The sequence below is a fragment of the Microbacterium sp. HMH0099 genome (assembly GCF_049384025.1).
GTDB lineage: Bacteria > Actinomycetota > Actinomycetes > Actinomycetales > Microbacteriaceae > Microbacterium.
In genome coordinates, this window is record NZ_JBMRJR010000003.1 from 162,939 (window position 1) to 188,202 (window position 25,264).

Sequence of the window (25,264 nt, forward strand, 5' to 3'; positions counted from 1 at the left end):
GCGCCCACCTCAGAGCCCGGCGGCCGTGCGCAGTTCGTCGACGCGGTCCGTGCGCTCCCAGGTGAAGTCCGCCAGCTCGCGGCCGAAGTGGCCGTAGGCGGCGGTCTGCGCGTAGATCGGGCGCAGCAGGTCGAGCTGGTCGATGATCGCCTTCGGGCGCAGGTCGAACACCTCGCGGATGGCGCGGACGATGGTCTCGTCCGCGACGTGCGCGGTGCCGAACGACTCGACGTAAAGCCCGACCGGGTTCGCCTTGCCGATCGCGTAGGCGACCTGCACCTCGAGACGGTCGGCGAGGCCGGCCGCGACGGCGTTCTTGGCGACCCAGCGCATCGCGTAGGCGGCCGAGCGGTCGACCTTGGACGGGTCCTTGCCGCTGAACGCCCCGCCGCCGTGACGGGACGCCCCGCCGTAGGTATCGATGATGATCTTGCGGCCGGTCAGGCCGGCATCGCCCTTCGGGCCGCCGATGACGAACGGGCCCGCGGGGTTGATGTAGTACTGCACGTCCGGCAGGTCGAGGCCCGTGTCGCGGAGGACGGGGTCGATGACCTCGGCCTGCACGCGGGCGCGGAGCTCCTCCTGCGAGATGTCGGGGTGGTGCTGCGTCGAGAGCACCACGGAGTCGACGGTGCGCGGGACGAGCCCGTCGTAGCCGAGGGTCACCTGCGTCTTGCCGTCGGGCCGCAGGAACGGCAGCGTGCCGTCGCGCCGCACGGCCGCGAGGCGCTCCGCGATGCGATGGGCGGTCCACGCCGCCATCGGCATGAGCTGCGGGGTCTCGTTCGTGGCGAAGCCGAACATGATGCCCTGGTCGCCGGCGCCCTGCAGGTCGCGCGGGTCAACCGAGCCGCGCTCCCGCTGCTCGAACGCCTTGTTGACGCCCGCGGCGATGTCGGACGACTGGGCGCCGATCGACACGCTCACTCCGCACGACTCCCCGTCGAAGCCGGTCTCGCTCGACGTGTAGCCGATGCGGTTGACGACGTCGCGGACGATCGCGGGGATCTCGACGTAGGCGCTCGTGGACACCTCGCCGGCCACGTGCACGAGACCCGTCGTGACGAGGGTCTCGACGGCGACGCGGCCGCCCGGGTCCTCGGTGAGGATCGCGTCGAGGATGCTGTCCGAGATCTGGTCGCAGATCTTGTCGGGGTGCCCCTCGGTGACGGACTCGGAGGTGAACAGGCGCAGGTCGGTCAAGACTTCTCCCGGGATGCTGGCGGGCAGGGGGACGGGCACAAGTATGCCCCGGACGGCGGACACCGCCCGGGGCATGCGTCACACCGTGACGGAGGTCACTCCGTGGGGCGCAGGCGCAGCTTGTCCTCGTGGATCTCGTGCAGCGCGATCGTGAGGGGCTTGTCCTCCACGGTCGAGTCCACGAGCGGGCCCACGTTGTCGAAGAGGTTCCCCTCGTGCAGGTCCGAGTAGTAGTCGTTGATCTGACGCGCACGCTTGGATGCGTAGATCACGAGCTGGTACTTCGAGTCGACCTTGTCGAGGAGAGCGTCGATGGGCGGGTCGATGATGCCCTGGTCGCGTCCGGCCATGGGGAACCTCCTGGTTCGGCGGGATTCGGTGGATGCGGCGCGCGAGGCGCCGAAGCATCCCCCTAGTCTACAGCGCCGACGGGCCGGCGACGGCGGCGTCCGTTCGAGTGTCCCGGACGGCCGCCGTCGACACGGCGACGGCGTCAGCGGCGCGAGAGCAGCTGACGCTTGGAGCTGAGCACGCCGGTGTCGAAGCCGGCCAGGTGCAGGCCGCCGTGGAAGCGGGCGTGCTCGATCTTGACGCAGCGGTCCATGACGACGGACAGCCCGGCGTCGCGCGCGATCTCCGCCGCGCCCTCGTGCCACGAGCCCAGCTGCAGCCAGAGGGTCTTCGCACCGGCGTCGACGGCCTCCTGCGCGACGCCCGGCAAGTCGTCGTGCCGGCGGAACACGTCGACGATGTCAGGCGTCACGGGCAGGTCGGCCAGCGACGCGTACGCGGGGCGGCCGAGGATGCTGTCCGCGCGCGGGTTGACGAAGTAGACGTCGTACGGCGAGCTGCTCAGCAGGTACGTGCTGACGAAGTAGCTCGCCCGGGCGGGGTTGTCCGACGCGCCGACGATCGCGACGGAGCGGGCCGCGCGCAGGATCTCGAACCGCTCCTGCGCGCCGGGCGCGGTGAAGGTGCGGGCGGGGTCGGCGGGGACGGCGGCGGCACCCGGGAGGGCGCAGGCGTCCACCGGGGGCAGGGCGCAGGACGCATCGGTCATCGGGTGGCTCCCGTCGCGGCGGTGAGGGCCTGGTCGAGGTCCCAGAGGATGTCCTCGGGGTCCTCCAGTCCCACGGAGATGCGGATGAGGTCGGCGGGGACGCCCGCCGCGGTCAGCTGCTCGGGGGTGAGCTGACGGTGCGTCGTCGAGGCCGGGTGGATGACGAGGGTGCGGGCGTCGCCGATGTTCGCCAGGTGCGAGGCGAGCTGCAGCGCGTCGATCACGGCCTCCCCCGCCGCGCGGGCGGAGGCCGGGTCGTCGGCGCGCACGCCGAAGGCGAACACCGAGCCCGGTCCGAGGGGCAGGTACTTCTCCGCGCGGGCGCGGTGCGGGTGGTCCGGCAGGCCCGCCCACGTGACGAACGAGACGCGGGGGTCGTCCTTGAGCCACTGCGCCACGACGCGGGCGTTCGCGAGGTGCGCGTCGACGCGCTGCGGCAGGGTCTCCACGCCCTGCAGGAGCTGGAACGCCGACTGCGGGCTGAGCGCGGGGCCGATGTCGCGCAGCTGCTCGGTGCGGAGCTTGGTGAGGAAGCCGTACTCGCCGAAGTTGTCCCACCACTTGATGCCGCCGTAGGACGCGACCGGCTCGGTCATCTGCGGGAACTTGCCGTTGCCCCAGTCGAACGTGCCCTTCTCGATGACGACGCCGCCGAGGGTCGTGCCGTGGCCGCCGAGGAACTTCGTCACCGAGTGGATGACGATGTCGGCGCCGTGCTCCAGGGGCCGGGCGAGGTAGGGGGTGGCGAGGGTCGAGTCCACGACGAGCGGGATCCCCGCCGCGTGGGCGACCTCGGCGAGCCCCTCGATGTCGGCGATCTCGCCGGAGGGGTTCCCGATCGTCTCGACGTAAAGCACCTTGGTCTCGGCGCGGATCGCCGCGGCGTAGTCGGCCGGGTCGCTGGAGGGCACGAACGTCGTCTCGACGCCGAACCGGCGGAGGGTCACGTCGAGCTGGGTGACGGTCCCGCCGTAGAGCTGGGCGGATGCCACGACGTGATCGCCCGCTCCGACCAGGGCCGCGAAGGTGATGAACTCCGCGCTCATGCCCGACGCGGTCGCCACCGCGCCGATGCCCCCCTCCAGCGAGGCCAGTCGCTCCTCGAGCGCGGCGACCGTGGGGTTGCCGATGCGCGAGTAGATGTTGCCGTACTTCTGCAGGGCGAAGAGGTTGCCGGCATCCGTCGCGTCGTCGAAGACGAAGGACGTGGTCTGGTAGATCGGCACCGCGCGGGCACCCGTCGCGGCATCGGGGGTGCCGCCGGCGTGCAGGGCGCGCGTGCGGAATCCGAACTGGTGTTCGTCGGTCATCGGATCTCTCTCGGGGGGTGTCAGGCGTCGGCGAGGACGTCCGCGATGCGGGCGACGGCGTCGGGGTTCTGCAGGGAGGTCGTGTCGCCGAGGGGGGCGGGGGTCCGGCCCTCCCGGCGGTCGCGCTCGGTCTCCCAGAGCTGGGCGAGGAGGCGTCGGAGGATCTTACCCGAGCGGGTCTTGGGCAGATCGGGGACCACGACGACGTGCCGCGGCTTGGCCACCGGACCGATCGCGCGGGCGACCTCGGCCCGGAGCGCCGCCTCGTCGGGCCGCCCGTCGCCGGCGGGCACGACGAACGCGACGACGGCCTGGCCGGTCACGGCGTCCCCCACCCCCGCGACCCCCGCCTCGGCGACGGTGTCGTGCGCCACGAGGGCCGACTCGATCTCGATCGTGGAGAGGCGGTGGCCCGACACGTTCACGACGTCGTCGAGGCGACCGAGAATCCAGATGTAGCCGTCCCGGTCGCGCGTCGCCCCGTCTCCGGCGACGTAGTAGCCCCCGTGCGGTCCGTGCCCGGCGAACGCGGACCAGTAGGCGTCGCGGTAGCGGCGCGGGTCGCCCCACACCGTGCGCGCCATCCCCGGCCACGGCCGGCGGACGACGAGCGCCCCCGAGCGCCCGGGCTCGACCTCGGCGCCCGCGTCGTCCACGACGGTCGCGTCGATGCCCGGCAGGGGCACGGTCGCCGAGCCGGGCTTGAGCGTCGTCGACCCCGGAAGCGGGGCGATCATCGCCGCGCCCGTCTCGGACTGCCACCACGTGTCGACCACGGGGACCTCGTCGCGGCCGAAGTTGCGGCGGAACCAGACCCAGGCGGCGGGGTTGATGGCCTCGCCGACGGTGCCGAGCAGGCGGATCGTCGACAGGTCGTGCCCCGCGGGCACGTCGTCGCCGAACCACGACATGAACGTGCGGATCAGCGTCGGCGCCGTGTAGTAGACGGTCACGCCGTAGCGCTCGATGATCTCGAGGTGCCGCTCGCGGTGCGGCGCATCCGGCGTGCCCTCGTAGATCACCTGCGTGAGCCCGTTCGAGAGCGGGCCGTAGATCTCGTACGTGTGCGCGGTGACCCAGGCGAGGTCGGCCGTGCACCAGTGCACGTCGTCGGGCTTGGCGTCGAAGTGCGCCCAGTGCGCCCAGCTCGCGTGCGTGAGGTAGCCGCCGGCCGTGTGCACGAGCCCCTTCGGCTTCCCCGTGGTGCCCGAGGTGTAGATGATGAACAGCGGGTGCTCGGCGTCGAAGGCCTCGGCCTCGTGCGTGTCCGCGGCGACGTCGACCGTCTCGTGCCACCACACGTCGCGTCCCGGCGTCCACGGCACGTCGCTGCCGGTGCGCCGGACGACGAGCACGTGCTCGAGGGCGGGGAGACCGGATGCCGCGACGTCGGCGATCGACTTCACCTCGACGGCCGCCCCCCGACGGTTCTGCCCGTCCGTGGTGACGAGGAGCTTGGCGCCGGTGTCCTCGAGGCGGAAGCGGAGGGCCTCGGCGGAGAAGCCGCCGAACACGAGCGAGTGCACGGCGCCGATGCGAGCGCACGCGAGCGTGACGACGACGGTCTCGACGAGCACGGGCAGGTAGACGACGACCCGGTCCCCCGGGCCGATGCCCAGCGCGGTCAGGGCGTTGGCGGCCTGCGCCACCCGCCGCTGCAGGTCCGCATAGGTGACGGTGAGGCGGTCGCCCGGCTCGCCCTCGAAGTGCAGCGCGACCTTCGTCCCGCGACCGGCGCGCACGTGCCGGTCGACGCAGTTCTCGGCCACGTTCAGTCGTCCGCCGTCGAACCAGCGCGCCGCCGGGACGGAAAGCTCGCCGTCGTCCCCGACGACCGGCGGACGCCAGTCCAGCGTGGTGTGCCAGGGGGTGCGCCAGTCCAACCGGTGCGCCGCCGCCTCCCAGAACGCGAGGGGGTCGGCGGCCGCGCGCCCGTAGGCCTCGGAGCCGACGTTGGCGAGCGCGGCCACGGCATCCGGAGCCGGGAAGGTCCGCAGCTCGTGCAGACGGGCCTCGGTGTCGACGTCGGTCATGTCCACCTCCGCAGAAGACGTCGTTCGACGAGGCTCAGCAGCGCGTTCGAGAGCGCGCCGAGCAGCGCCAGCAGCGCGATCGTGAGCAGGATGCGGTCCACGCGTCCGTTCTGCTGCGACAGGGTGAGCAGGAAGCCCAGCCCCATCGCGGCCCCCAGGAGCTCGGATGCCACCAGGAACAGCCACGCCTGGGCCATCGCGAGCCGCAGCCCCGACATGAGCGACGGGATGACGGCGGGCAGCTGCACGGTGCGGAACAGGGTCCAACCGCGCAGGCTGAACGAGCGGCCCATCTCGACCAGGTGCGCGTCGACGTGCCGCAGAGCGTTGGACACCGTGGTGAAGACGGGGAAGAACGCGCCGATCGCGATGAGCGTGACCTTGGAGTCCTCGCCGATCCCCATCCACAGCAGCAGCAGCGGGACGAGCGCGAGCGAGGGGATGGCGCGGATCGCCGCGAGCGTCGGCGAGAGCAGGACGTCGCCGGCGCGGGTCAGGCCCACGAGGGCCGCGACCGCGAGTCCCACGACGGCCCCGAGCGCGAAGCCGATGACCACGCGCTGCACCGAGATGGCGATGTTCAGCCACAGCTCCCCCGACGCGGCGAGGTCGATCGCCGCGGTGACGACCGAGGCCGGCGGCGGGAGCCGGTACACCGGTACGAGCCCCAGCGCGGTGCTCAGCTGCCAGGCGAGGAGCAGCGACGCGGGCAGGAGGAGGCCGCCCGCGATCTGCACGACCGGGCGGCGCCAGAACGGCCGCGTCGCGAGCCTGTCCGCGCGGTCGAGCGTCGAGACGCCCTCGCTCGAGGTCGCCACGCCGAGACCGTAGCCGTACTCCGTCATCAGGACGAGGTGGCGGCGCGGGCGAACTCGTCGTGGACGATCGACTCCAGCGCGTCCTGCACGGCCTGATCGCCGCCCTGGACGGCGTCGGAGTCCACGAGCACGGGCGCGATGACCTCCAGCACGGCGAGCTGGTCGTCGCCGGGGACGCCGCTCACGTCGAGGTTCGAGCGCTCCGTGATGACCGTCGAGGCCACGGACGGGTCGATGCCGGCGACCTCGGCGAGCAGCGCCGCCGTCTCCTCGGGGTTCTCCAGCGCCCAGGCGCGGGCCTCCTCGTAGGCGTCGACGACGACCTGCGCGACGTCGCCGTGGTTGTCGATGAAGTCCTCGGTCGCGTTGAGGAAGCCGTACGAGTTGAAGTCGACGTTGCGGTAGAGCAGCTTCGCGCCGGACTCGGCCTCGGCGCCCGCCATGATCGGATCCAGACCCGCCCAGGCGTCGACCGAGCCGGCCTCGAGGGCGGCACGGCCGTCGGCGTGCTGCAGGTTCTGCAGCTGCACGTCGCCGATGCCCAGACCCTCGGTCTCGAGCGCCTGCAGGAGGAAGAAGTAGGGGTCGGTGCCGGGGGTCGCGGCCACGGACTTGCCGGCCAGGTCGGCGACCGAGGTGATGTCGCTGTCGGCGGGGACGACGAGGGCCGACCACTCCGGCTGCGAGTAGATGTCGATGACCTTGATGGGCGAGCCGTTCGCGCGGGCGAGCAGCGCCGCGGAGCCGGCGGTCGAGCCGACGTCGATCGACCCGGCGCGGAGGAACTCGTTGGCCTTGTTCGACCCGGCCGACTGCACCCACTCGACGGTGACGCCGTCGCCGAGGGCCTCCTCGATCAGGCCCTGATCGCGGACGATGAGGCTCAGCGGGTTGTAGGTCGCGAAGTCCAGCGACAGCGAGTCGGTCGACCACTCCGCGCCCTCGGCGGAGCCGGCCGCCGCGGGCGCGCTCGAGGCGTTCTCGCCCGCGAGGCACCCGGAGAGCAGGAGCATCATCGCCCCGGCGATCGCGGTCGCGGGGACGATACGGCGGGACAGGGTGCTCATCGGGTCTCCTGAGGATGGGGGTGGGAGGGCGTCACCCCGAGCCCCGCGAGGAGCTCGGAGCGCAGACGGGTGAAGTCGTGGGCCGCGCGGTCGCGGGGGCGGCCGCCGGGCACCGTCGTGACGCTCACGACGGAGGGGACGGCCGGGTCGTCGCCGAGGGCGCGCAGCAGCACGACCCGGTCAGCGAGGTAGAGGGCCTCCTCGACGTCGTGCGTGACGAGCACGACGGTCGTCGGACGGGCGGCGTGCACCTCGAGCAGGAGGTCCTGCATGCGCAGCCGCGTCAGCGCGTCCAGCGCGCCGAACGGCTCGTCCAGCAGCAGTACTTCGGGGTCGCGCGCCAGCGCACGGGCGAGCGACGCCCGCTGGGCCATCCCGCCCGACACCTCGCGCGGCCGGCGCGTCGCGGCGGCTTCCAGGCCCACGAGGGCGAGCAGCTCCGCCACGCGGGCGTCCACGGCGGTGCGGTCGCCGCCGCGACGCAGGCCGAGGGCGACGTTCTGGGCGACGGTGCGCCACGGGAGCAGACGGGGCTCCTGGAACGCCACGGCCGTGCGGTCGTCGGTGTCGCGCACCGCGGTGCCGTCGACGGTGATGCGGCCGGAGGTGGCGGCATCCAGTCCCCCGAGGAGACGCAGGAGGGTCGACTTGCCGCAGCCCGAGGGGCCGATGACCGCGACGATCTCGCCGCCGGTCAGATCGAGGTCGACGCCCCGCAGGACCGCGTGCGGACCCTGCGCCGTCGGGAACGTCCGGCCGACCTGCTGCAGGGCGACGGCGCCCGGCCGCGCCGAGGAGGCGGCGCCGGGACGCGTGCCGTCCGCGGGCACGGCGGAGAGGGCGGAGGCGGGGGGCATTCCCTCAGCATGGCGAGGTCGTGCCGCCCGATCGAACCGGGCGTAATGTGACGAAACCTGGGCGGGATCAGCGGGCCGCGAGGGCGACGACCTCGGCGGCCGCCGACGCCACGTCCTCGTTCACGACGCGGTAGTCGAACTCGTTCTGCGCGGCCAGCTCCACCCGTGCGGTGCGCAGACGGCGGGCGCGCTCCTCCGCGTCCTCGGTGCCGCGCCCCACCAGCCGCTGGACGAGCTCGTCCCAGCTCGGCGGCAGCAGGAACACCAGCGTCGCGCGGGGATCCGCCGCCCGGACCTGACGGGCGCCCTGCAGGTCGATCTCGAGCAGCGCGGTGCCGCCCTCGGCGAGCACCTTCTCGATCGGGCCGCGGGGCGTGCCGTAGCGGTGGTGGTTGTGCACCGTGGCGTACTCGAGGAGCGCGCCGGTCGCGATCAGGCGGTCGAACTCGGCGTCGTCGACGAAGTAGTAGTGCTCCCCCTCGACCTCGCCCGGGCGGGGCGCGCGCGTGGTCGCCGACACCGACAGGTGGATCTCGGGGTGGTGCTCCTTGATGTGCGCGGCGACCGTCCCCTTGCCGACGGCCGTCGGTCCCGCCAGCACGACGAGGCGACTGCGGCCCGCGCGGGGGCGCGGCTCCGGCCACCGGGTGTCGAGGAAGTCGCGCAGGGCGTCGCGCTGTCGCGTGCCCAGGCCACCGAGGCGCTTGACCGGGGAGATCCCCAGGGAGGCCAGGATGCGGTCGCGCTTGCCCTCGCCGATCGCGGGGATCGCGGTGAGGAACTCCGTCACGCGCATCGCGCCGGCCGGGGACGCGGGGTCCGCCAGGGCGCGACGGAGCAGCTCCTGCGGGGAGATCACGCGCGTGGACACGTCGCGCTTGAGCGCGGCGCGCTCGCGGCGCGCGGCGACGGCGCGGCGCGACGCGGCGGCGCGATCGACCTCGGGCGGACGACGTTCTTCAGCCATGCGTGTTCTCTCGGTACAAGGCGGCGCGGGCGGTGATGCGGTCGGCCAGGCGGTCCGGACCGACGGCGAGGATGCTGCGGCTCTCGTTGGCCACGACCGCCCCCGCGACGTAGCCGAACAGCCGGGACAGGTCGGCGGGCTCGGCGCCCTGCGCCCCGAACCCCGGCGCGAGGATGGGCATGCCCGCCAGCGTCATATCGCCGAGGCCGAAGTCGGCACGGTCGACCGTGGCGCCGACGACGACGCCGATCGACCCGAGCGCGCCGGGCAGGCCGATGTTGGCCTCGTTCACGTCGCGCGCCACCCGCGCGGCCACGTGCTCGTCGTCGCCGATGGCCAGGGCGTCGTCGACGCGCGCGCTCTGCAGCGCACGGGCCTCCGGGTTGCTCGTCGCGGCCAGGACGAAGGCGCCCTTTCGGGCGCGCAGCGCCAGCGCGAGCGTGGCGCGGAGGGAGTCGGGGCCGAGGTACGGCGTCAGCGTCACCGCGTCGGCCTCCAGCGGCGACCCGGGCTCCAGCCAGGCGGCGGCGTAGCCCTCCATCGTGGTGCCGATGTCGCCGCGCTTGGCGTCCGCGATCACGAGCAGCCCGGCGGCGCGGGCCGCGGCCATCACGTCCTCCAGGGCGGCGAAGCCCCGCGACCCGTACCGCTCGTAGAACGCGACCTGCGGCTTGACCACGCCCACGCGGCCCGCGGCGGCCTCGACCACCCGCAGACCGAGCTCGCGCGCGCCGTCGGCCGTGGCATCCAGCCCCCACGCCGACAGCAGTGCGGCGTGGGGGTCGATGCCGACGCAGAGCGCGCCGTGCGTGTCGAGGGCGGCGCGGAGGCGCTGGCCGAACGTCTCGCTCACAGACGACCGGCGCGGTCGACGGCGTACTCCTGCAGGCTCCGCACGTCGAACCCGTCCTTGACAGCGCCGAGGGCGCTCACCGCGGCGCCGAGCACCGCCATCGTCGTGAACAGCGCCTTGTCGGCGGCCACGGCCGCCGCGCGGATCTCGTAGCCGTCGGCGCGGGCGGTGCCGCCGCTGGGGGTGTTGACGATCATGTCGATCTCCCCCGCGTTGATGAGGTCGACGATGTTCTGCTGACCGTTCTCCTGCGTCTCCGAGTACTTCTCCACCACACGCACGCGGATGCCGTTCCGCGCGAGGATCTCCGCGGTGCCCTCGGTCGCGACGAGGTCGAAGCCGAGCTCCTGCAGGCGGTGGGCCGGCAGGATGACGGCGCGCTTGTCGGCGTCCGCGACCGAGATGAAGACCGTGCCCGAGGTCGGCATGCCGCCGTACGCGGCGTCCTGGCTCTTGGCGAACGCGGTCGGGAAGTCGCGGTCGATGCCCATGACCTCGCCCGTGGAGCGCATCTCGGGACCGAGGACCGAGTCGACGGTGTGCCCGTCCGCGGTGCGGAACCGCTTGAACGGCAGCACGGCCTCCTTGACGGCCACGGGGGCGTCCAGCGGCACGCGCGAGCCGTCGTTCTCGGGCAGCAGGCCCTCGGCGACGAGCTCCGCCACGGTGCTGCCGGCCATGATGCGGCTGGCGGCCTTGGCGAGGGGGATGCCGAGCGCCTTCGACACGAACGGGACCGTGCGGCTGGCGCGGGGGTTCGCCTCGATGACGTAGAGCACGCCGGCGGAGATCGCGAACTGCACGTTCAGCAGGCCGCGGACGCCGACGCCCTCCGCGATGGCGAGAGTCGCCTCGCGGACGCGGTCGATCTCGGTGCGGCCGAGCGAGACCGGCGGGAGCGTGCAGGACGAGTCACCGGAGTGGATGCCGGCCTCCTCGAGGTGCTCCATGACGCCGCCGATGTAGAGGTCGGTGCCGTCGTAGAGCGCGTCGACGTCGAGCTCCACCGCGTCGTCGAGGAACCGGTCCACGAGCAGCGGGAGGCCCGGGCCGATGATGGCCTGGTCGGCGACGCGGACGAAGTAGTCGCGCAGCGCCTCGGTCGAGTACACGATCTCCATGCCGCGACCGCCGAGCACGAAGCTGGGGCGGACGAGCACGGGGTAGCCGATCTCCTCGGCAACCTCGACCGCGCCCTCGACGTCGATCGCGGTGCCGTTGCGCGGGGCGACGAGACCGGCGTCGTCGAGCAGACGCGAGAACAGCTCGCGCTCCTCGGCGAGGTCGATGGCGGCGGGGCTCGTGCCGAGGATCGTGTAGCCGGCGGCCTCGATGCCCTTGGCCAGGCCCAGCGGCGTCTGCCCGCCGAGCTGGCAGACGACGCCGAGGATCTCGCCGGACTGCGCCTCGGCGTGCAGCACCTCCAGCACGTCCTCGAGCGTCAACGGCTCGAAGTACAGGCGGTCGGAGGTGTCGTAGTCCGTGGACACGGTCTCGGGGTTGCAGTTGACCATGACGGTCTCGTACCCGGCCTCGGCCAGCGCGAAGGAGGCGTGCACGCACGAGTAGTCGAACTCGACGCCCTGCCCGATGCGGTTGGGGCCCGACCCGATGATGACGACCTTCGTCCGCTCGGACGGCGTGACCTCGGTCTCGGCGTCGTAGCTGGAGTAGTGGTACGGCGTGAGCGCGGGGAACTCCCCTGCGCACGTGTCGACGGTCTTGTAGACCGGACGCACGTCCAGCGCGTAGCGGGTCTCGCGCACCTCGGCCTCGTCGAGACCGCGCAGCTGCGCGATCTGGACGTCGCTGAAGCCGTGCTCCTTGGCGAGGCGCAGGGTCGCGGCATCCAGGTCGCCCGCCTGACGGATCGCCTCGGCGACCTCGTTGATCAGGACGATCTGGTCGATGAACCACGGGTCCATCGCCGTCGCGTCGAAGGCCTGCTCGGGGGTCGCGCCGAGGCGGAGCGCCTGCTGCAGGACGACGATGCGGCCGTCGGTCGGGGTCTTCGCGATCTCGAGCAGCTCCTCGACCGAGCGGCTCTCGTCGCCCCAGTGGAAGCTCGAGCCGCGCTTCTCGAGGGAGCGCAGCGCCTTCTGCAGCGCCGTCGTGTAGTTGCGGCCGATCGCCATGGCCTCGCCCACCGACTTCATGGTGGTGGTCAGGGTGGTGTCCGCGGCCGGGAACTTCTCGAAGTTGAAGCGCGGCACCTTGACCACGACGTAGTCGAGCGTGGGCTCGAAGCTCGCCGGGGTGACCTTGGTGATGTCGTTCGGGATCTCGTCGAGGCGGTAGCCGATCGCGAGCTTGGCCGCGATCTTGGCGATCGGGAAGCCCGTCGCCTTTGACGCCAGCGCCGAGGAGCGCGACACACGGGGGTTCATCTCGATGACGATGATGCGGCCGGTCGCGGGGTCGACGGCGAACTGGATGTTGCAGCCGCCGGTGTCCACGCCGACGGCACGGATGATATCGATGCCGATGTTGCGCATCTTCTGGTACTCGCGGTCGGTGAGCGTGAGCGCCGGGGCGACCGTGATGGAGTCGCCCGTGTGGACGCCGACCGGGTCGACGTTCTCGATCGAGCAGACGACGACCGTGTTGTCGGCGGTGTCGCGCATGAGCTCGAGCTCGTACTCCTTCCACCCGAGGATCGACTCCTCGAGCAGCACCTCGTTGGTGGGCGAGTCGTGCAGGCCCGCGCCGCCGATGCGACGGAGGTCCGCCTCGTCGTACGCGAAGCCCGAGCCGAGGCCGCCCATCGTGAACGACGGGCGCACGACCAGCGGGTAGCCCAGCTTCTCGGCACCGGCCAGCAGCTCGTCCATCGAGTGGCAGATGACGGATGCCGCGACGTCGGCGCCCGCCTCGATGACGAGCTCCTTGAAGATCTGACGGTCCTCGCCGCGGTTGATCGCGTCGAAGTCGGCGCCGATGAGCTCGACGTCGTACTTCTCGAGGATGCCGCGCTTGTGCAGCTGGATGGCCGCGTTCAGGGCCGTCTGGCCGCCGAGCGTGGGGAGCACCGCGTCCGGCTTCTCCTTGGCGATGATCGTCTCGATGACCTCGGGGGTGATCGGCTCGATGTACGTCGCGTCGGCGAAGTCGGGGTCGGTCATGATCGTCGCCGGGTTGGAGTTGACGAGGATGACGCGGACGCCCTCCTCGCGCAGCACGCGGCAGGCCTGGGTGCCGGAGTAGTCGAACTCGCACGCCTGACCGATGACGATCGGGCCGGAGCCGATGACGAGGACGGAGTGGATGTCGTCGCGCTTAGGCATTCTTGTTGGTCTCCAGGTTCGCGATCACCATGTCGCGGAAGCGGTCGAACAGGTAGTTGGCGTCGTGCGGGCCGGCGGCGGCCTCGGGGTGGTACTGCACGCTGAACGCCGGGATGTCGAGGGCGCGGAGACCCTCCACCACGTTGTCGTTCAGGCCGATGTGGCTGACCTCGACGCGGCCGAAGCCGTGCGGGCTGTCGACGACCTGGTCCAGCGGGGCGTCGACGGCGAAGCCGTGGTTCTGCGACGTGATCTCGACGCGACCGGTCGTCTTGTCGAGGACGGGCTGGTTGATACCGCGGTGACCGAAGGGCAGCTTGTAGGTGCCGAAGCCGAGCGCGCGGCCCAGCAGCTGGTTGCCGAAGCAGATGCCGAAGAACGGCAGGCCGTCGCCGAGGACCGCGCGCAGCAGCTCGACGTGCTGGTCGGACGCGGCGGGGTCGCCGGGGCCGTTGGAGTAGAACGCGGCGACCGGCTCGATCGCGCGGATCTCCTCGATCGTCGCGGACTGCGGGAAGACGTGGACGTCGAACCCGCGCGCGGCGAGGTTGTCGATCGTCGACTGCTTGACGCCGAGGTCGAGCACGGCGAGGTTGCCGATCCGCTCGGCCGTGGCGGGGGTGACCTCGACCTCGGTGACGGACACCTCGGCGCTCAGGTTGCGCCCCGCCATGCCGGGCGCCTCGCGCACGCGGCGCAGCTGCTCGTCGGCATCCAGGTCCGCCGCCTCGCCGGAGAAGACGCCGCCGCGCATGCTGCCCGAGGAGCGGATGCGACGGGTCACGGCGCGCGTGTCGATGCCGGAGATGCCGACGATGCCGTCCTCGACGAGCGCGTCGTCGAGGGAGCGGGTGGCGCGCCAGTTCGACACGACGCGCGAGGGGTCGCGCACGACGTAGCCGGCGACCCAGATCCGGCGGGACTCGGGGTCTTCCTCGTTCACGCCGGTGTTGCCGATGTGGGGCGCGGTCTGCAGGACGATCTGGCCCGCATAGGAGGGGTCGGTGATCGTCTCCTGGTAGCCGGTCATGCCGGTGGCGAAGACGACCTCGCCGAGGGTCTCGCCGCGCTTGCCGTAGGCGCGGCCGGGGTAGCGGGTGCCGTCTTCGAGCACGAGGACGGCGGGCTCGGTGGTGATCAGGGCGGTCATGAGTCGCTTCCTGTGGAGGTGAGGGGACGGATGGCGTCGGCGAGGGCTCGCGCCGAGGCGTCCTGGGGTCGGAGGTAGGTGTCGACGAGTGTGTCGTCGTCGATGCGCCAGGTCACGCGCGTCAGGCCGTCGCGCTCGACCACGCGGTCGATGGCGACCGTGGCCTGAGCGGCGTCGACGAGGCGGTCGCGGGTGAGCGCGATGCGCGGCTGTCCGGGCAGGTCGAGGGCGACGCCCGCGGAGCTGATCACGACGTCGGCGCGGGAGCGGAAGCCGAGGCCCTTGATCGCCAGGCGTTCGAGGGGCTCGCCGTGCCGGGTGGTCGCGACGTAGAGGCTCGCGAACGTCGCGGACTCGACCGCGTCGGCGGGGAGCTCCCCCACCGGTGCGGAGTACCGCGCGTCGCGCCGGGTTCGTCGCACCCAGGCCCACGCGAGCAGCGCGAGCACGAGCGCGGCGACGCCGACGATGACGAGCAGGGCGCCTTCGCGGGTCACGCGAGCGCCCCCGGCGCGTCGAGCACCGCACCGTCGGCGACGGTCGGGATGCCGCGGCGCACGGTCCAGCGGACCTCTCCGGGCAGCTCCCGGCCGAGGTACGGCGAGTTCTTGCTGCGGCCGCGGAGGTCCTCCAGCGCGAAGGGGCGGGACGGGCGCGGGTCGTACAGCGTGAAGCTTGCCGGCTGCCCCACGGCGACCGGGGTGCCGTGACCGTCGAGACGGCCGATGCGCGCCGGCGCGGCCGACATGACGCGGGCGACGTCGGCCCACGTCAGCAGACCCGTGTCGACCATCGCCTGCTGCACGACGCGGAGGGCGCTCTCGAGGCCCACCATGCCGTTGGCGGCGGCGGCCCACTCGCAGGCCTTCGCTTCGGCGGGGTGCGGGGCGTGGTCGGTGGCGACGATGTCGATCGTGCCGTCGGCCAGACCCTCCCGCACGGCGAGGACGTCCTCCTCGCGGCGCAGCGGCGGGTTGACCTTGAACCGCGCGTCGTAGTCGCGGACGAGCTCGTCGGTCAGGAGCAGGTGGTGCGGCGTCACCTCGGCGGTGACGTTCACGCCGCGCTTCTTGGCCCAGCGGATGATGTCGACCGATCCGGCGGTGCTCAGGTGGCACACGTGCAGGCGGGACCCGACGTGCTCGGCGAGCAGCACGTCGCGGGCGATGATCGACTCCTCGGCGACGGCCGGCCAGCCGGTCAGGCCGAGCTCCGCCGAGACGGCGCCCTCGTTCATCTGCGCGCCCTCGGTGAGGCGGGGGTCCTGGGCGTGCTGGGCGACGACGCCGTCGAACGCCTTCACGTACTCCAGGGCGCGGCGCATGATGAGCGGGTCGAAGACGCAGAAGCCGTCGTCGCTGAAGACGCGCACGCGCGCCCGCGACTCGGCCATCGCGCCGAGCTCGGCGAGGCGCCCGCCCTTCTGCCCGACGGTCACGGCGCCGATGGGTTGCACGTGGACGTAGCCGGCGGCCTCGCCCAGGGCGAGCTCCTGCTCGACGACGCCCGCGGTGTCCGCGACCGGCGACGTGTTCGGCATCGCGAAGACGGTGGTGAAGCCGCCCGCCGCCGCCGCCCGGGATCCGGTGAGGACGGTCTCGGACGCCTCGTATCCCGGCTCGCGCAGGTGCACGTGCAGGTCGACCAGCCCGGGCAGGGCGACGAGACCGTCCGCGTCGATCACGGTGGCACCGGCCTGCGACAGACCCGCACCGGTCTCGGCGACGACGCCGTCGCGGACGAGGAGGTCGGTGGCATCCCGGCCCTCGATGCGCGCCCCGCGGACCAGGATCGTCTGGGGGGTGGCGTGGCTCATCGAGCGTCCTCTCTCTCGGTCTCGGGTCGCTCGCCCGCCAGCAGCAGGTAGAGCACGGCCATCCGCACGGAGACACCGTTCGCGACCTGCTCGAGCACCGTCGAGCGCGGGGAATCGGCGGCTTCGGCGGAGATCTCCAGACCCCGGTTCATCGGACCGGGGTGCAGAACGATGCTACCGTCCGCGAGGGCGTCCAGTCGCCGCGCGTCGAGGCCGTAGCGGCGCGAATACTCCCGTTCAGTCGGGAAATACGCGGCGGACATGCGCTCGAGCTGGATGCGGAGCATCATGAGCGCGTCGGGTCCGGCGGCGATCGCGTGGTCGAGGTCGTAGTCGATCTCGACGGGCCAGCCGCTGACGTCCTGCGGGACGAGGGTCGGCGGGGCCACCAGGGTGACCTGGGCGCCGAGGGTGTGCAGCAGCCACACGTTGGACCGGGCGACGCGCGAATGCAGCACGTCCCCGACGATGGTGACGCGGATGCCGTCGAGGTCGCGGCCGCGGCTGTCGTCGCCGAACGTGCGCTTGCGGATGGTGAACGCGTCGAGCAGGGCCTGCGTGGGGTGCTCGTGGGTGCCGTCGCCGGCGTTGACGACGCCCGCGGTGATCCACCCGCTGGTGGCGAGGGTGCGCGGGGCGCCGGACGCGCCGTGGCGGATGACGACCGCGTCGGCCCCCATGGCCTGGAGGGTCTGCGCGGTGTCCTGCAGCGACTCCCCCTTGCTGACGCTGGAACCCTTCGCCGAGAAGTTGATGACATCGGCGCTCAGGCGCTTCGCGGCGGCCTCGAACGAGATGCGCGTGCGGGTCGAGTCCTCGAAGAAGAGATTGACCACGGTCTTGCCCCGCAGCGTCGGGAGCTTCTTGACCTCGCGGCGCTGGGTGTCGGCCATGTCCTCGGCGACGTCAAGGATCTCGAGGGCGGCCGCGCGGGAGAGGTGCTGGGTGTCGAGGAGGTGGCGCATGGCGGTCACCGCCCCTCGATCGTGACGGACTCGGCGCCGTCCACCTCGGCCAGGCGGACGTTGACGCGCTCGTCGCGCGCGCTCGGCAGGTTCTTGCCGACGAAGTCCGGGCGGATCGGCAGCTCGCGGTGGCCGCGGTCGATGAGGGTGGCCAGGCGGACGGCCGCGGGGCGACCGATGTCCTGCAGCGCGTCGAGCGCGGCGCGGATGCTGCGGCCCGAGAAGAGCACGTCGTCCACGAGGACGACGACCTTGCCGTCGATGCCGCCGGCGGGGATCTCGGTGCGGCGAGGGGCCCGGGTGGGATTGCGGTGCAGGTCGTCGCGGTACATCGTCACGTCGAGCGCGCCGACGGGGACGGGTGCTCCGCCGAACTCCGCCAGCAACAGGGCGATGCGATCGGCGAGGGTGACACCACGGGTCGGGATGCCGAGGAGGACGAGTCCTTCCGGTCCCTTGTTGGACTCCAGGATCTCGTGCGAGATGCGCGTCAAAGCGCGGGCGATGTCGGCATCGTGCATGACGGTGCGCGTACTCATCCGCTGCTCCCTTCTCCGCCTCACGGGACGGGGTTAAAGGTTGCCGTGGTTCTGCTCCAGCTTAGCGGGTGCGGCGTCGCCGCCGCTGCTCACCGCCGCCGCGGCTCGTCGCCGCCGCTGCTCACCGCCGTGAAGGGAGGAGATGCGGCGAACGGAGGATGGATGCCACGGCATCCCTCCTCCCCTCCCGACATCCCCTCCGCCGGGGCTCAGCTCGACTGCGTGAGGCTGGTGATGAGGTTGATCGCCACCGCCACCGCGAACGTTCCGTAGAAGTACGCCAGAAGCGCATGCCCGAACGCGATCTTCCGCGACGGCGTGGACGACTGCGTGATGCTGCTCGAGCTGTACGACATGCCGATGTTGAACGCGGCGTACGCGAAGTCGCTGTACGAGGGGTCCTCCTCCTGGTTGAAGGCGAACCGATGCCGGTCGTCGATGTAGTACATCCGCGCGTACTTGAACGCGAAGATCGTGTTGACGACCGCCCAGGCCGCGACCACGCCCACGACGGCGAGCAACGCCGACAGCGCCCCGACGAGGTCGTGCTGCTGGCTGCGGATGAGCGCGAGCACGACGCCCACCATGCCGATGAACGTGGCGGCGATGATGAGCGCGTCGACGAGACGGCGCGACTCGTCCTCGTGCATCGCCAGTTCCTGGGTCTTCTCGGGATCGGCCGGCCAGGCCCGCAGCCACGCCCACGTCAGGAACACGGTCGCGGCGACGGCCCATCCGATGAGCAGCGCCAGCTCGGGCGCCCCGAAGAACAGCGGGATCAGTCCGATGAGGATCCCCACCACCGCCCCGACGCCGGCCTTGCGTGCGATGTGCGTCATGGTGGTTCCCCTCCGTCGCGAGGGGGCACGGTCGCATCGGCCGGCGTCGGCGACCCACGGGCTTGACAGCCACGTCGCTGCTCACAGCGGCGAAAGGAGGAGAAACGAGGAGGGAGGATGGATGCCACGGCATCCGCCCTCCCCTCCCGACATCTCCTCCGCCGGGCCTCAGCCGGCCGCGACCTCCGCGGGTGCCCGCGTCGAACGGATCGGGTGGCCCGTCGTCGTCAGGCAGCGGCCCGTCGCGAGGTCCCACTTCCAGTCGTGCAGGGAGCAGGTCAGGACGCCGTCCTCGATCTTGCCGGTCTTGGTCAGGTCCGCGCGCAGGTGCGGGCAGCGGCGCTGGACGGTCCAGCCGTCGATCTCGGCGTCCTCGGTCTGGTCCGACTGCTCGGCGTACCAGTTCTCGACGTACTCGATGCGGTCGCGCGACAGGCACTTGAGGAACGTCGTGAGGAACTCGTTGAACTTGCCCGAGCGTCCGACCTCGAACTGCATCGACAGGAAGATCGAGTTGGACCAGTCGATCTCGTGATCGCGGATGTTCGTCGACACGAGGTCCGCCGGGATCGTGTACCAGTAGATGCACTCCTCGCCGGCGTACTCGCGCAGCTTCGCCTTGGGGAAGTCCACGACCATGTCGAGCTCGCCGATGCGGAAGCGCACCATGCCGCCGACGCCGTTGCGGATCGTGCGGGCGCGGCGCAGCAGCGGCTCCCACCACTCCTTCAGCGCGGCGAGCATCTCGGCCGGCGGGATGATCTCGGCCCGGGATGCCACCTCGGCGCGGATCTCGTCCTGGCGGCTGTCCCGCTGCTCGGCGAGGTAGTTCCACTTGTCGCCGAAGACGCGCTCGATCTCGGCGTCGGTGTACAGCGTCTGCGTGACGGTGACGTCGGAGCCCTGCACCTCGACCTCGGTGCCGGGCAGGAACAGGTAGCCCTTCTGGTCCGGCCGCTGCTCCTTCATGTGCGCGAGGAACTCGCGCTGGTCCGTGAAGATCGAGTCGTTCTCGAGGCCGGTGCCGTTGTAGCGGAACAGCTCCTCGCGGAGGAACATCGGCGGGCCCGCCATGGGGAAGACGTGCTCGGCATCCACCTTCTCGATGTAGTACATCGCCCGCTTGTTCTGGGCGTCGCGCTTGAGCTTGGCGAAGTTCTGCTTGGCGTCCTGCGGCAGGTCGTAGACCATGGGCCACCAGATCGCGCCGGAGACCTGAGTGAAGTACGCGTCGGGCTTGCCGAAGTCGAAGAGCTTCTCGAGGTCGAGGGGGTGCGAGTCGTTCTGGTTGAGGATGGATGCCGTGCCATCGTCGACCGAGAGCGACGAGTCGCCGATGGGGCCGTCGGAGGGCGCGCGCAACGGCGTGATCATGAGCTTCAGGTCGCCGAACTGCAGCGGCACGCCCGCCTCGGTGCGCACGAGGTTGGTGTAGCCGAGGGCGACGAGGTCCTGCTCGAGGTCGTCGGTGGGGTACTCGGGCAGCAGCACCTTGACGTCCTTCGGGACGTAGCGCTCGAGCGAGGCGGGATCGAAGTGATCGCGGTGCCGGTGCGAGATGTACAGGAAGTCGGCCTTGCCGAAACGCTCCCAGTCCAGCGCGCGGTTGTCGGGGAACGGGAACCACGAGCCGAAGAAGCTCGGCCCGATGACGGGGTCGCAGAGGATGCTGCCGCCGGCGGTCTCGATGAACATTCCCGCGTGGCCGAGGCCGGTGATCTTCATGTTGCTCCCGAGTCGAGGTCGTAACCTCAGAAGTCTACGCGGCGCTCGCCTGAACGGGCGGTGAGCGCGCCCCCGGGTCGGGCTCGGGATGCCACGCCCCGGCGCAGCAGTCAGGGACCGAGCAGGCCGCGGATGTCGTCGGCGTCGAGCGCCGCGGCGAACGCCTCGCCGTCGTCCATCACCGCCCGCGACAGCGCGGCCTTGCGGCGTTGCAGCGCGAGCACCTTCTCCTCGATCGTCCCCGCGGCGATGAGGCGGTAGACGAACACGCTCCGCGTCTGCCCGATCCGGTGGGCGCGGTCGACCGCCTGCGCCTCCGCGGCGGGGTTCCACCACGGGTCGAGGACGAACACGTACTCCGCCTCCGTGAGGGTCAGACCGAAGCCGCCCGCCTTGAGGCTGATGAGGAACACCGGCGCCGCTCCCCCGCGGAACCCCTCGACGACCTCGCCGCGTCGGGCCGTGCTGCCGTCGAGGTGGGCGAAGGCGAGGCCGGCGGCATCCAATCGTTCCGCCGCCAGGTCGAGAAAGGACGTGAACTGGCTGAACACCAGCGCGCGGTGGCCCTCGGCGGCGACCTCGACGAGGCGGTCGAGGAGCACGTCGAGCTTCGCCGAGCCGAGCGCGGCGTCGCGCTCGTCGACGAGGGCCGGGGCCAGCGCGAGCATGCGCAGCAGGGTGAGCGAGCGGAACACGATGAACCGCTGGCGGTCCAGGTCGTCGAGCAGTCCGAGCACCTTTTGCCGCTCCCGCTGCAGCACCCGCTCGTACAGCTCGCGGTGCGCGGGCGCGAGCACGACGGCGATCTCCTGCTCCTGCTTGGGCGGGAGATCGGATGCCACGACCTCCTTCGTCCGCCGCAGCAGGAACGGCCGCACCCTCCGGCGCAGCCGGGCCAGGCTCGTCTCGCGGTGCGCGGCGGACGCCGCCGCGGACAGCGGCGTCGGCGCATCGTCGGGCACCTGCTCGATGGCGCGGACGTACTCCTCGCGGAACCGACGGGCGGAGGGGAACAGGCCGGGCGCAGTGAGGGCCAGCAGCGCCCACAGGTCGTCGAGGCCGTTCTCGATCGGGGTGCCCGTCACGGCGAAGACCGCGTCGGCGTGCAAGGCGGCGACGGCGCGGTGGGCGCGCGTCGCGGGGTTCTTCACGAACTGCGCCTCGTCGAGCACGACCCCCGCCCAGTGCGGCTGGCGGAACTCGACGTCGTCCGTGCGCACGACCCCGTACGAGGCGACGACGATGTCGGCGTCGGCGGCGAGGGCGGCGATGCTCCGGTCGCGGCGGACGGCGGTGGACTCGACGACCACGACGCGCAGCGACGGAGCGAACCGCGCCGCCTCGTCACGCCAGGTCGGCAGCACCGACGTCGGCGCCACCACGAGCCACGGCCGCCGCTCCCCCTGCGCCTGCACGTGCGCGATCAGCGCGAGCAGCTGCACGGTCTTGCCCAGGCCCATGTCGTCCGCCAGGATGCCGCCCAGTCGGTGCCGGTGCAGCAGGGCGAGCCATGCGAGCCCGTCCCGCTGGTACGGGCGCAGCTCCGCGCGGAACCCCTCCGGCGTCGCGACCGGCGGGACCTCGGCGACGTCGCGCAGTGCGCGGGCGAGCTCCCGCCACTCGAGCGCGGCCTCGCTCTCGTCCGCGAGGTCCTCGAAGTCCGCCCACAGCGACACGTGCGTGCGCGGCAGGCGCGGGCCCGTCTCCCACTCGTCGAGCTCGGCGGCCTCTTCGAGAAGGTCGCGCAGGCGCTGCAGGGACGGATGCGAGAGCGAGAACCACGCGCCGTCGGACAGCTTGATGCGGGTCCGCCCGCGCGAGAGCGCCGTGAAGAGCGTCCCGAAGGGGATCGTCCGCCCGTCGATGACGACGACGATGCCGAGGTCGAACCAGTCGCGGTCGACGGAGGGGACGGCCGTGATGCGGAGGGACGGGTCACCGCGCAGCTCCCGGAACGACGGCTCCGTCCCCGTGACGGACACGCGGACGTCCGCGAGCACGTCGATCGCGGGGAGCACGCGGGTGGCGAACGCGGCGGCGTCGGCGTCGCGGAGGGTCTCGCGGGCGCGCAGCGGCAGGTCGGCCGCGGCGGCCCACACCGCGCCGACGCGGGCGGCGATCTCGTCCTCCGCGTCGATCCAGCGGTCGGGATCGGCGCCGGCGGACGGCCGGGCGGAATCGGCGCCGGCCGACGGTCGGGCAGAATCCGCGTGCGCGGACGGCCCGGCGGAATCCGCGCCCGCGGACGGCCCGCCGGAATCCGCGCCTGCGGTCCCGGCCGGCTCGAACGCCACGGACCGCGGGCCGGGGTAGCGCCAGCTCAGCACGTATGTCAGGGCGTCGTCGTCGAGATACGCCACGTCGACCTGCAGCACCGGCCGGGGCGGCGGCGGCGCCGGCACCCCCGCTCCGACGCTGACCGGCACACGCCGCGCGAGCCGGGGGTAGAGCTCGTCGAGGAACTCCTCCGTCTCGGCCGCCGGGACGTCGAGCGGCCCCGTCATGAGCAGCGCCGGCAACGGATCGGGCAGGGCGACCGGCGCGAGCACGACGTGGATCGGGTCGCGGTCGACCTCGAACACGTAGACTCCGCTCCCGCCGAGGGGCCGGGCGCGGGCGGCATCCACTCCCCCACCGTCGATCTCGAGATCGACGGAGACCCGCAGGCCCCCGCCGCGCCGTGCGTCCACGGCGACGCGCGCGACGCCCTCGGTCGCAAGGCGCACCGTCTGCTGCGGGTGGAGGGCGACGAGGGGGATGCCGCGCTCCCGACCGTCGCGCAGGTGCGCCCAGAGGTGCGGCGAGGCGACGGAATCGAGCACGAGGGCGTCGGACACGGCCGAGAACGGTCCCGTCGACTTCAGCGCCTGGGCGAGCGCGTGCAGCTCGGCGAACCACCGGACGACCTCGGGTGCGAAGCGGTCGCGCGACCGGCGGACCGCGTCCCACGTCGCGTCGCCGCGGATCCAGGTGTCGCGCGCCCCGCGCACAAGCGGACGCACGGCCAGCTGCAGGTCGTCCTGCCGCTGGGCAAGCATGCGCGGCGTGACGGGCTCGACCGCGCGCGCCTCCCAGCGCCGCGGGTCGTACGCCTCGCGCTGGCGCAGCTCGACGCCGAGCGCGAGCGGCTCGTACGTCGGCGGCTCGGCGCCCGGCAGCAGATCGCGCCAGGAGCTCACGCGATCATCCTGCCGGGGGCCTCCGACATGCCGGGGCTCAGGACGAGCGGGCGATCCGGGCCAGCACGCCGTGCACGAACGAGCCGGAGTCGTCGGTCGAGAACTCCTTGGCCAGCTCCACGGCCTCGTCGATGGCGACGGCGGTGGGCACGTCGTCGTTGTAGAGGATCTCCCACGTGCCGATGCGCAGCAGCGCCCGGTCGACGGCGGGCATGCGCTGGAGCGACCAGTCCTTGGCGAACGTCGTGATCTGCTCGTCGATCGCGTCGCGGTTGTCGAGCACGCCGTCCACGATGTCGCGGGCGTAGAGCCACGAGGCCTCGCGCGCCGGCTCGGACGCCGCGCGCTTGGCCTCGGTGGCGAGCATGATCGCCAGCTCCTCGCCGCGCACGTCAGCCTGGAAGAGGATGTCGAGGGCGCGCTTGCGCGCCTTGGTACGGGCGCTCAACGTCAGCTGATGCGGCCGAGGTAGTCACCCGTGCGGGTGTCGACCTTGACCTTGGTGCCGGCGTCGACGAACAGGGGGACCTGGATCTCGTACCCGGTCTCGACGGTCGCGGGCTTGGTGCCGGCCGACGAGCGGTCGCCCTGCAGGCCCGGCTCGGTGTACGTGATCTCGAGGACGACGGACGGCGGCATCTCGACGTAGAGCGGGTTGCCGTTGTTGAGGGCGATCTGCACCTGCTGGTTCTCGAGCAGGAAGTTCGCCGCGTCGCCGACGGTGGCCGCGCCCACGGTGATCTGGTCGTAGTCCGCGACGTCCATGAAGACGAAGCCGTCGCCGTCGTTGTAGAGGTAGGTGAAGTCGCGGCGGTCGACGTTCTCGATGTCGACCTTGGCGCCGGCGTTGAACGTGCGGTCGACGACCTTGCCGGACATGACGTTCTTGAGCTTCGTGCGGACGAACGCGCCGCCCTTGCCGGGCTTGACGTGCTGGAACTCCACGACGTTCCAGAGCTGACCGTCGATGTTCAGGACGACGCCGTTCTTGATGTCTGCGGTGGATGCCATGAGAGTCGATGTTCCGTTTCGTGAGTCGTGGTGGGCGAGAGCCCGACGTCCGAGTCTACGCGATGGCCTCGCCCCTGCCTCCACGTGCGCCATATGCGCACCAGGACGCGCCGGCGCGGGTCAGCCGTCCGCCTGTCCGGTGATGACGTCGACGAGGAGGTCGACCGCCCGCGTGTAGCCGGGCACTCCCTCGCCGATGACGTGCACGACGGCGACGTCCTCGATGTACGAGAAGTGCCGGAAGCTCTCGCGCGCGCGGATGTCGGAGATGTGCACCTCCGCGACAGGCAGGGCGACGGATGCCAGGGCGTCCCGCAACGAGACGGAGGTGTGCGTCAGCCCGCCGGCGTTGATCACGACGCCGGCGCAGTCGAGGCGCCCCTCGTGGATCGCGTCGATCAGCACGCCCTCGTGGTTGCTCTGGATCGCACGGACCTCGAAGCCGTGCCGGGCGGCGGCCTCCGTGGTCACCCGCTCGACGTCGGCGAGGGTGTCCCGCCCGTAGATCTCGGGCTGGCGGGTGCCGAGCAGGTTGAGGTTCGGCCCATGGACGAGCAGGAGGCGGCGGGGGCGGGTCACGTCAGGCAC

At 72.0% G+C, this 25,264-nt stretch carries 22 protein-coding genes; all 22 read right to left on the bottom strand.

What is annotated here, in order from left to right; all coding sequences use genetic code 11:
* Nucleotides 1–9: 9 nt before the first annotated feature.
* Nucleotides 10–1,203, bottom strand: coding sequence for a methionine adenosyltransferase (gene metK, locus ACO03V_RS07970; RefSeq protein WP_367726801.1), 1,194 nt, complete (start codon nt 1,201–1,203; stop codon nt 10–12).
* Between the two features lie 95 nt (nt 1,204–1,298).
* Nucleotides 1,299–1,553, bottom strand: coding sequence for a DNA-directed RNA polymerase subunit omega (gene rpoZ / locus ACO03V_RS07975; protein WP_387053881.1), 255 nt, complete (start codon nt 1,551–1,553; stop codon nt 1,299–1,301).
* A 143-nt stretch (nt 1,554–1,696) separates the two neighbouring features.
* The gene (locus tag ACO03V_RS07980) at nt 1,697–2,263 is read right to left on the bottom strand and encodes a CoA-binding protein (protein WP_423137220.1); all 567 of its coding nucleotides are present in this window, start codon (nt 2,261–2,263) and stop codon (nt 1,697–1,699) included.
* A complete protein-coding gene (locus tag ACO03V_RS07985; protein WP_423137221.1) occupies nt 2,260–3,573 on the bottom strand; it encodes an O-acetylhomoserine aminocarboxypropyltransferase/cysteine synthase family protein in 1,314 nt (437 codons plus the stop codon). The genes ACO03V_RS07980 and ACO03V_RS07985 overlap by 4 nt, the downstream gene beginning before the upstream one ends.
* A gap of 20 nt (nt 3,574–3,593) precedes the next feature.
* Entirely contained in the window at nt 3,594–5,606 is a 2,013-nt protein-coding gene (gene acs, locus ACO03V_RS07990) for an acetate--CoA ligase (protein WP_423137222.1), read from the bottom strand.
* Nucleotides 5,603–6,451, bottom strand: coding sequence for an ABC transporter permease (locus ACO03V_RS07995; RefSeq protein ID WP_423137223.1), 849 nt, complete (start codon nt 6,449–6,451; stop codon nt 5,603–5,605). Before ACO03V_RS07995 ends, acs begins: the two co-directional genes overlap by 4 nt.
* The gene (locus tag ACO03V_RS08000; protein ID WP_423137224.1) at nt 6,451–7,491 is read right to left on the bottom strand and encodes an aliphatic sulfonate ABC transporter substrate-binding protein; all 1,041 of its coding nucleotides are present in this window, start codon (nt 7,489–7,491) and stop codon (nt 6,451–6,453) included. The genes ACO03V_RS07995 and ACO03V_RS08000 overlap by 1 nt, the downstream gene beginning before the upstream one ends.
* A complete protein-coding gene (locus ACO03V_RS08005; RefSeq protein ID WP_423137225.1) occupies nt 7,488–8,348 on the bottom strand; it encodes an ABC transporter ATP-binding protein in 861 nt (286 codons plus the stop codon). Before ACO03V_RS08005 ends, ACO03V_RS08000 begins: the two co-directional genes overlap by 4 nt.
* A gap of 67 nt (nt 8,349–8,415) precedes the next feature.
* On the bottom strand, nt 8,416–9,315 hold the full coding sequence (gene gmk / locus ACO03V_RS08010; RefSeq protein ID WP_367726809.1) for a guanylate kinase: 900 nt from the start codon (nt 9,313–9,315) through the stop codon (nt 8,416–8,418).
* Complete coding sequence (gene pyrF / locus ACO03V_RS08015) at nt 9,308–10,168, bottom strand: orotidine-5'-phosphate decarboxylase (RefSeq protein ID WP_423137226.1); 861 nt, start codon at nt 10,166–10,168, stop codon at nt 9,308–9,310. The genes gmk and pyrF overlap by 8 nt, the downstream gene beginning before the upstream one ends.
* Entirely contained in the window at nt 10,165–13,452 is a 3,288-nt protein-coding gene (gene carB / locus ACO03V_RS08020) for a carbamoyl-phosphate synthase large subunit (protein ID WP_423137227.1), read from the bottom strand. Before carB ends, pyrF begins: the two co-directional genes overlap by 4 nt.
* The gene (gene carA, locus ACO03V_RS08025) at nt 13,445–14,602 is read right to left on the bottom strand and encodes a glutamine-hydrolyzing carbamoyl-phosphate synthase small subunit (protein ID WP_423137228.1); all 1,158 of its coding nucleotides are present in this window, start codon (nt 14,600–14,602) and stop codon (nt 13,445–13,447) included. The genes carB and carA overlap by 8 nt, the downstream gene beginning before the upstream one ends.
* Entirely contained in the window at nt 14,599–15,099 is a 501-nt protein-coding gene (locus tag ACO03V_RS08030; protein WP_367726813.1) for a hypothetical protein, read from the bottom strand. Before ACO03V_RS08030 ends, carA begins: the two co-directional genes overlap by 4 nt.
* Nucleotides 15,096–16,418, bottom strand: coding sequence for a dihydroorotase (locus ACO03V_RS08035; protein WP_423137229.1), 1,323 nt, complete (start codon nt 16,416–16,418; stop codon nt 15,096–15,098). The genes ACO03V_RS08030 and ACO03V_RS08035 overlap by 4 nt, the downstream gene beginning before the upstream one ends.
* Complete coding sequence (locus ACO03V_RS08040) at nt 16,415–17,383, bottom strand: aspartate carbamoyltransferase catalytic subunit (protein ID WP_367727600.1); 969 nt, start codon at nt 17,381–17,383, stop codon at nt 16,415–16,417. Before ACO03V_RS08040 ends, ACO03V_RS08035 begins: the two co-directional genes overlap by 4 nt.
* Nucleotides 17,384–17,388: 5 nt before the next feature.
* Nucleotides 17,389–17,922, bottom strand: a complete 534-nt coding sequence (gene pyrR, locus ACO03V_RS08045) for a bifunctional pyr operon transcriptional regulator/uracil phosphoribosyltransferase PyrR (protein WP_387053856.1) — start codon at nt 17,920–17,922, stop codon at nt 17,389–17,391.
* 209 nt (nt 17,923–18,131) lie between these two features.
* Nucleotides 18,132–18,761 carry a DUF1345 domain-containing protein gene (locus ACO03V_RS08050; protein ID WP_423137230.1) on the bottom strand — a complete coding sequence of 210 codons (630 nt, stop codon included), beginning with the start codon at nt 18,759–18,761 and terminating at the stop codon, nt 18,132–18,134.
* 168 nt (nt 18,762–18,929) lie between these two features.
* Entirely contained in the window at nt 18,930–20,486 is a 1,557-nt protein-coding gene (locus tag ACO03V_RS08055; RefSeq protein WP_387053851.1) for a Rieske 2Fe-2S domain-containing protein, read from the bottom strand.
* A gap of 110 nt (nt 20,487–20,596) precedes the next feature.
* Nucleotides 20,597–23,665 (bottom strand): DEAD/DEAH box helicase, encoded by a 3,069-nt coding sequence (locus ACO03V_RS08060; RefSeq protein WP_423137231.1) that lies wholly within the window; start codon nt 23,663–23,665, stop codon nt 20,597–20,599.
* A gap of 37 nt (nt 23,666–23,702) precedes the next feature.
* Nucleotides 23,703–24,113, bottom strand: coding sequence for a transcription antitermination factor NusB (nusB, locus tag ACO03V_RS08065; RefSeq protein WP_423137232.1), 411 nt, complete (start codon nt 24,111–24,113; stop codon nt 23,703–23,705).
* A gap of 2 nt (nt 24,114–24,115) precedes the next feature.
* Entirely contained in the window at nt 24,116–24,676 is a 561-nt protein-coding gene (gene efp / locus ACO03V_RS08070) for an elongation factor P (RefSeq protein ID WP_367726821.1), read from the bottom strand.
* Nucleotides 24,677–24,796: 120 nt separating this feature from the next.
* The gene (locus ACO03V_RS08075; RefSeq protein ID WP_367726822.1) at nt 24,797–25,255 is read right to left on the bottom strand and encodes a type II 3-dehydroquinate dehydratase; all 459 of its coding nucleotides are present in this window, start codon (nt 25,253–25,255) and stop codon (nt 24,797–24,799) included.
* Between the last annotated feature and the right edge of the window lie 9 nt (nt 25,256–25,264).

Bases quoted from the DNA above. Each gene is read 5' to 3' on its own strand.
- ACO03V_RS08040 (WP_367727600.1), bottom strand. From the start codon at position 17,383: ATGCGCCACCTCCTCGACACCCAGCACCTCTCCCGCGCGGCCGCCCTC.
- efp (WP_367726821.1), bottom strand. From the start codon at position 24,676: ATGGCATCCACCGCAGACATCAAGAACGGCGTCGTCCTGAACATCGAC.
- carB (WP_423137227.1), bottom strand. From the start codon at position 13,452: ATGCCTAAGCGCGACGACATCCACTCCGTCCTCGTCATCGGCTCCGGC.
- ACO03V_RS08050 (WP_423137230.1), bottom strand. From the start codon at position 18,761: ATGACGCACATCGCACGCAAGGCCGGCGTCGGGGCGGTGGTGGGGATC.
- ACO03V_RS07980 (WP_423137220.1), bottom strand. From the start codon at position 2,263: ATGACCGATGCGTCCTGCGCCCTGCCCCCGGTGGACGCCTGCGCCCTC.
- acs (WP_423137222.1), bottom strand. From the start codon at position 5,606: ATGACCGACGTCGACACCGAGGCCCGTCTGCACGAGCTGCGGACCTTC.
- gmk (WP_367726809.1), bottom strand. From the start codon at position 9,315: ATGGCTGAAGAACGTCGTCCGCCCGAGGTCGATCGCGCCGCCGCGTCG.
- carA (WP_423137228.1), bottom strand. From the start codon at position 14,602: ATGACCGCCCTGATCACCACCGAGCCCGCCGTCCTCGTGCTCGAAGAC.
- ACO03V_RS08000 (WP_423137224.1), bottom strand. From the start codon at position 7,491: ATGAGCACCCTGTCCCGCCGTATCGTCCCCGCGACCGCGATCGCCGGG.
- ACO03V_RS08035 (WP_423137229.1), bottom strand. From the start codon at position 16,418: ATGAGCCACGCCACCCCCCAGACGATCCTGGTCCGCGGGGCGCGCATC.
- ACO03V_RS07995 (WP_423137223.1), bottom strand. From the start codon at position 6,451: ATGACGGAGTACGGCTACGGTCTCGGCGTGGCGACCTCGAGCGAGGGC.
- ACO03V_RS08005 (WP_423137225.1), bottom strand. From the start codon at position 8,348: ATGCCCCCCGCCTCCGCCCTCTCCGCCGTGCCCGCGGACGGCACGCGT.
- ACO03V_RS08055 (WP_387053851.1), bottom strand. From the start codon at position 20,486: ATGAAGATCACCGGCCTCGGCCACGCGGGAATGTTCATCGAGACCGCC.
- ACO03V_RS07985 (WP_423137221.1), bottom strand. From the start codon at position 3,573: ATGACCGACGAACACCAGTTCGGATTCCGCACGCGCGCCCTGCACGCC.
- pyrR (WP_387053856.1), bottom strand. From the start codon at position 17,922: ATGAGTACGCGCACCGTCATGCACGATGCCGACATCGCCCGCGCTTTG.
- rpoZ (WP_387053881.1), bottom strand. From the start codon at position 1,553: ATGGCCGGACGCGACCAGGGCATCATCGACCCGCCCATCGACGCTCTC.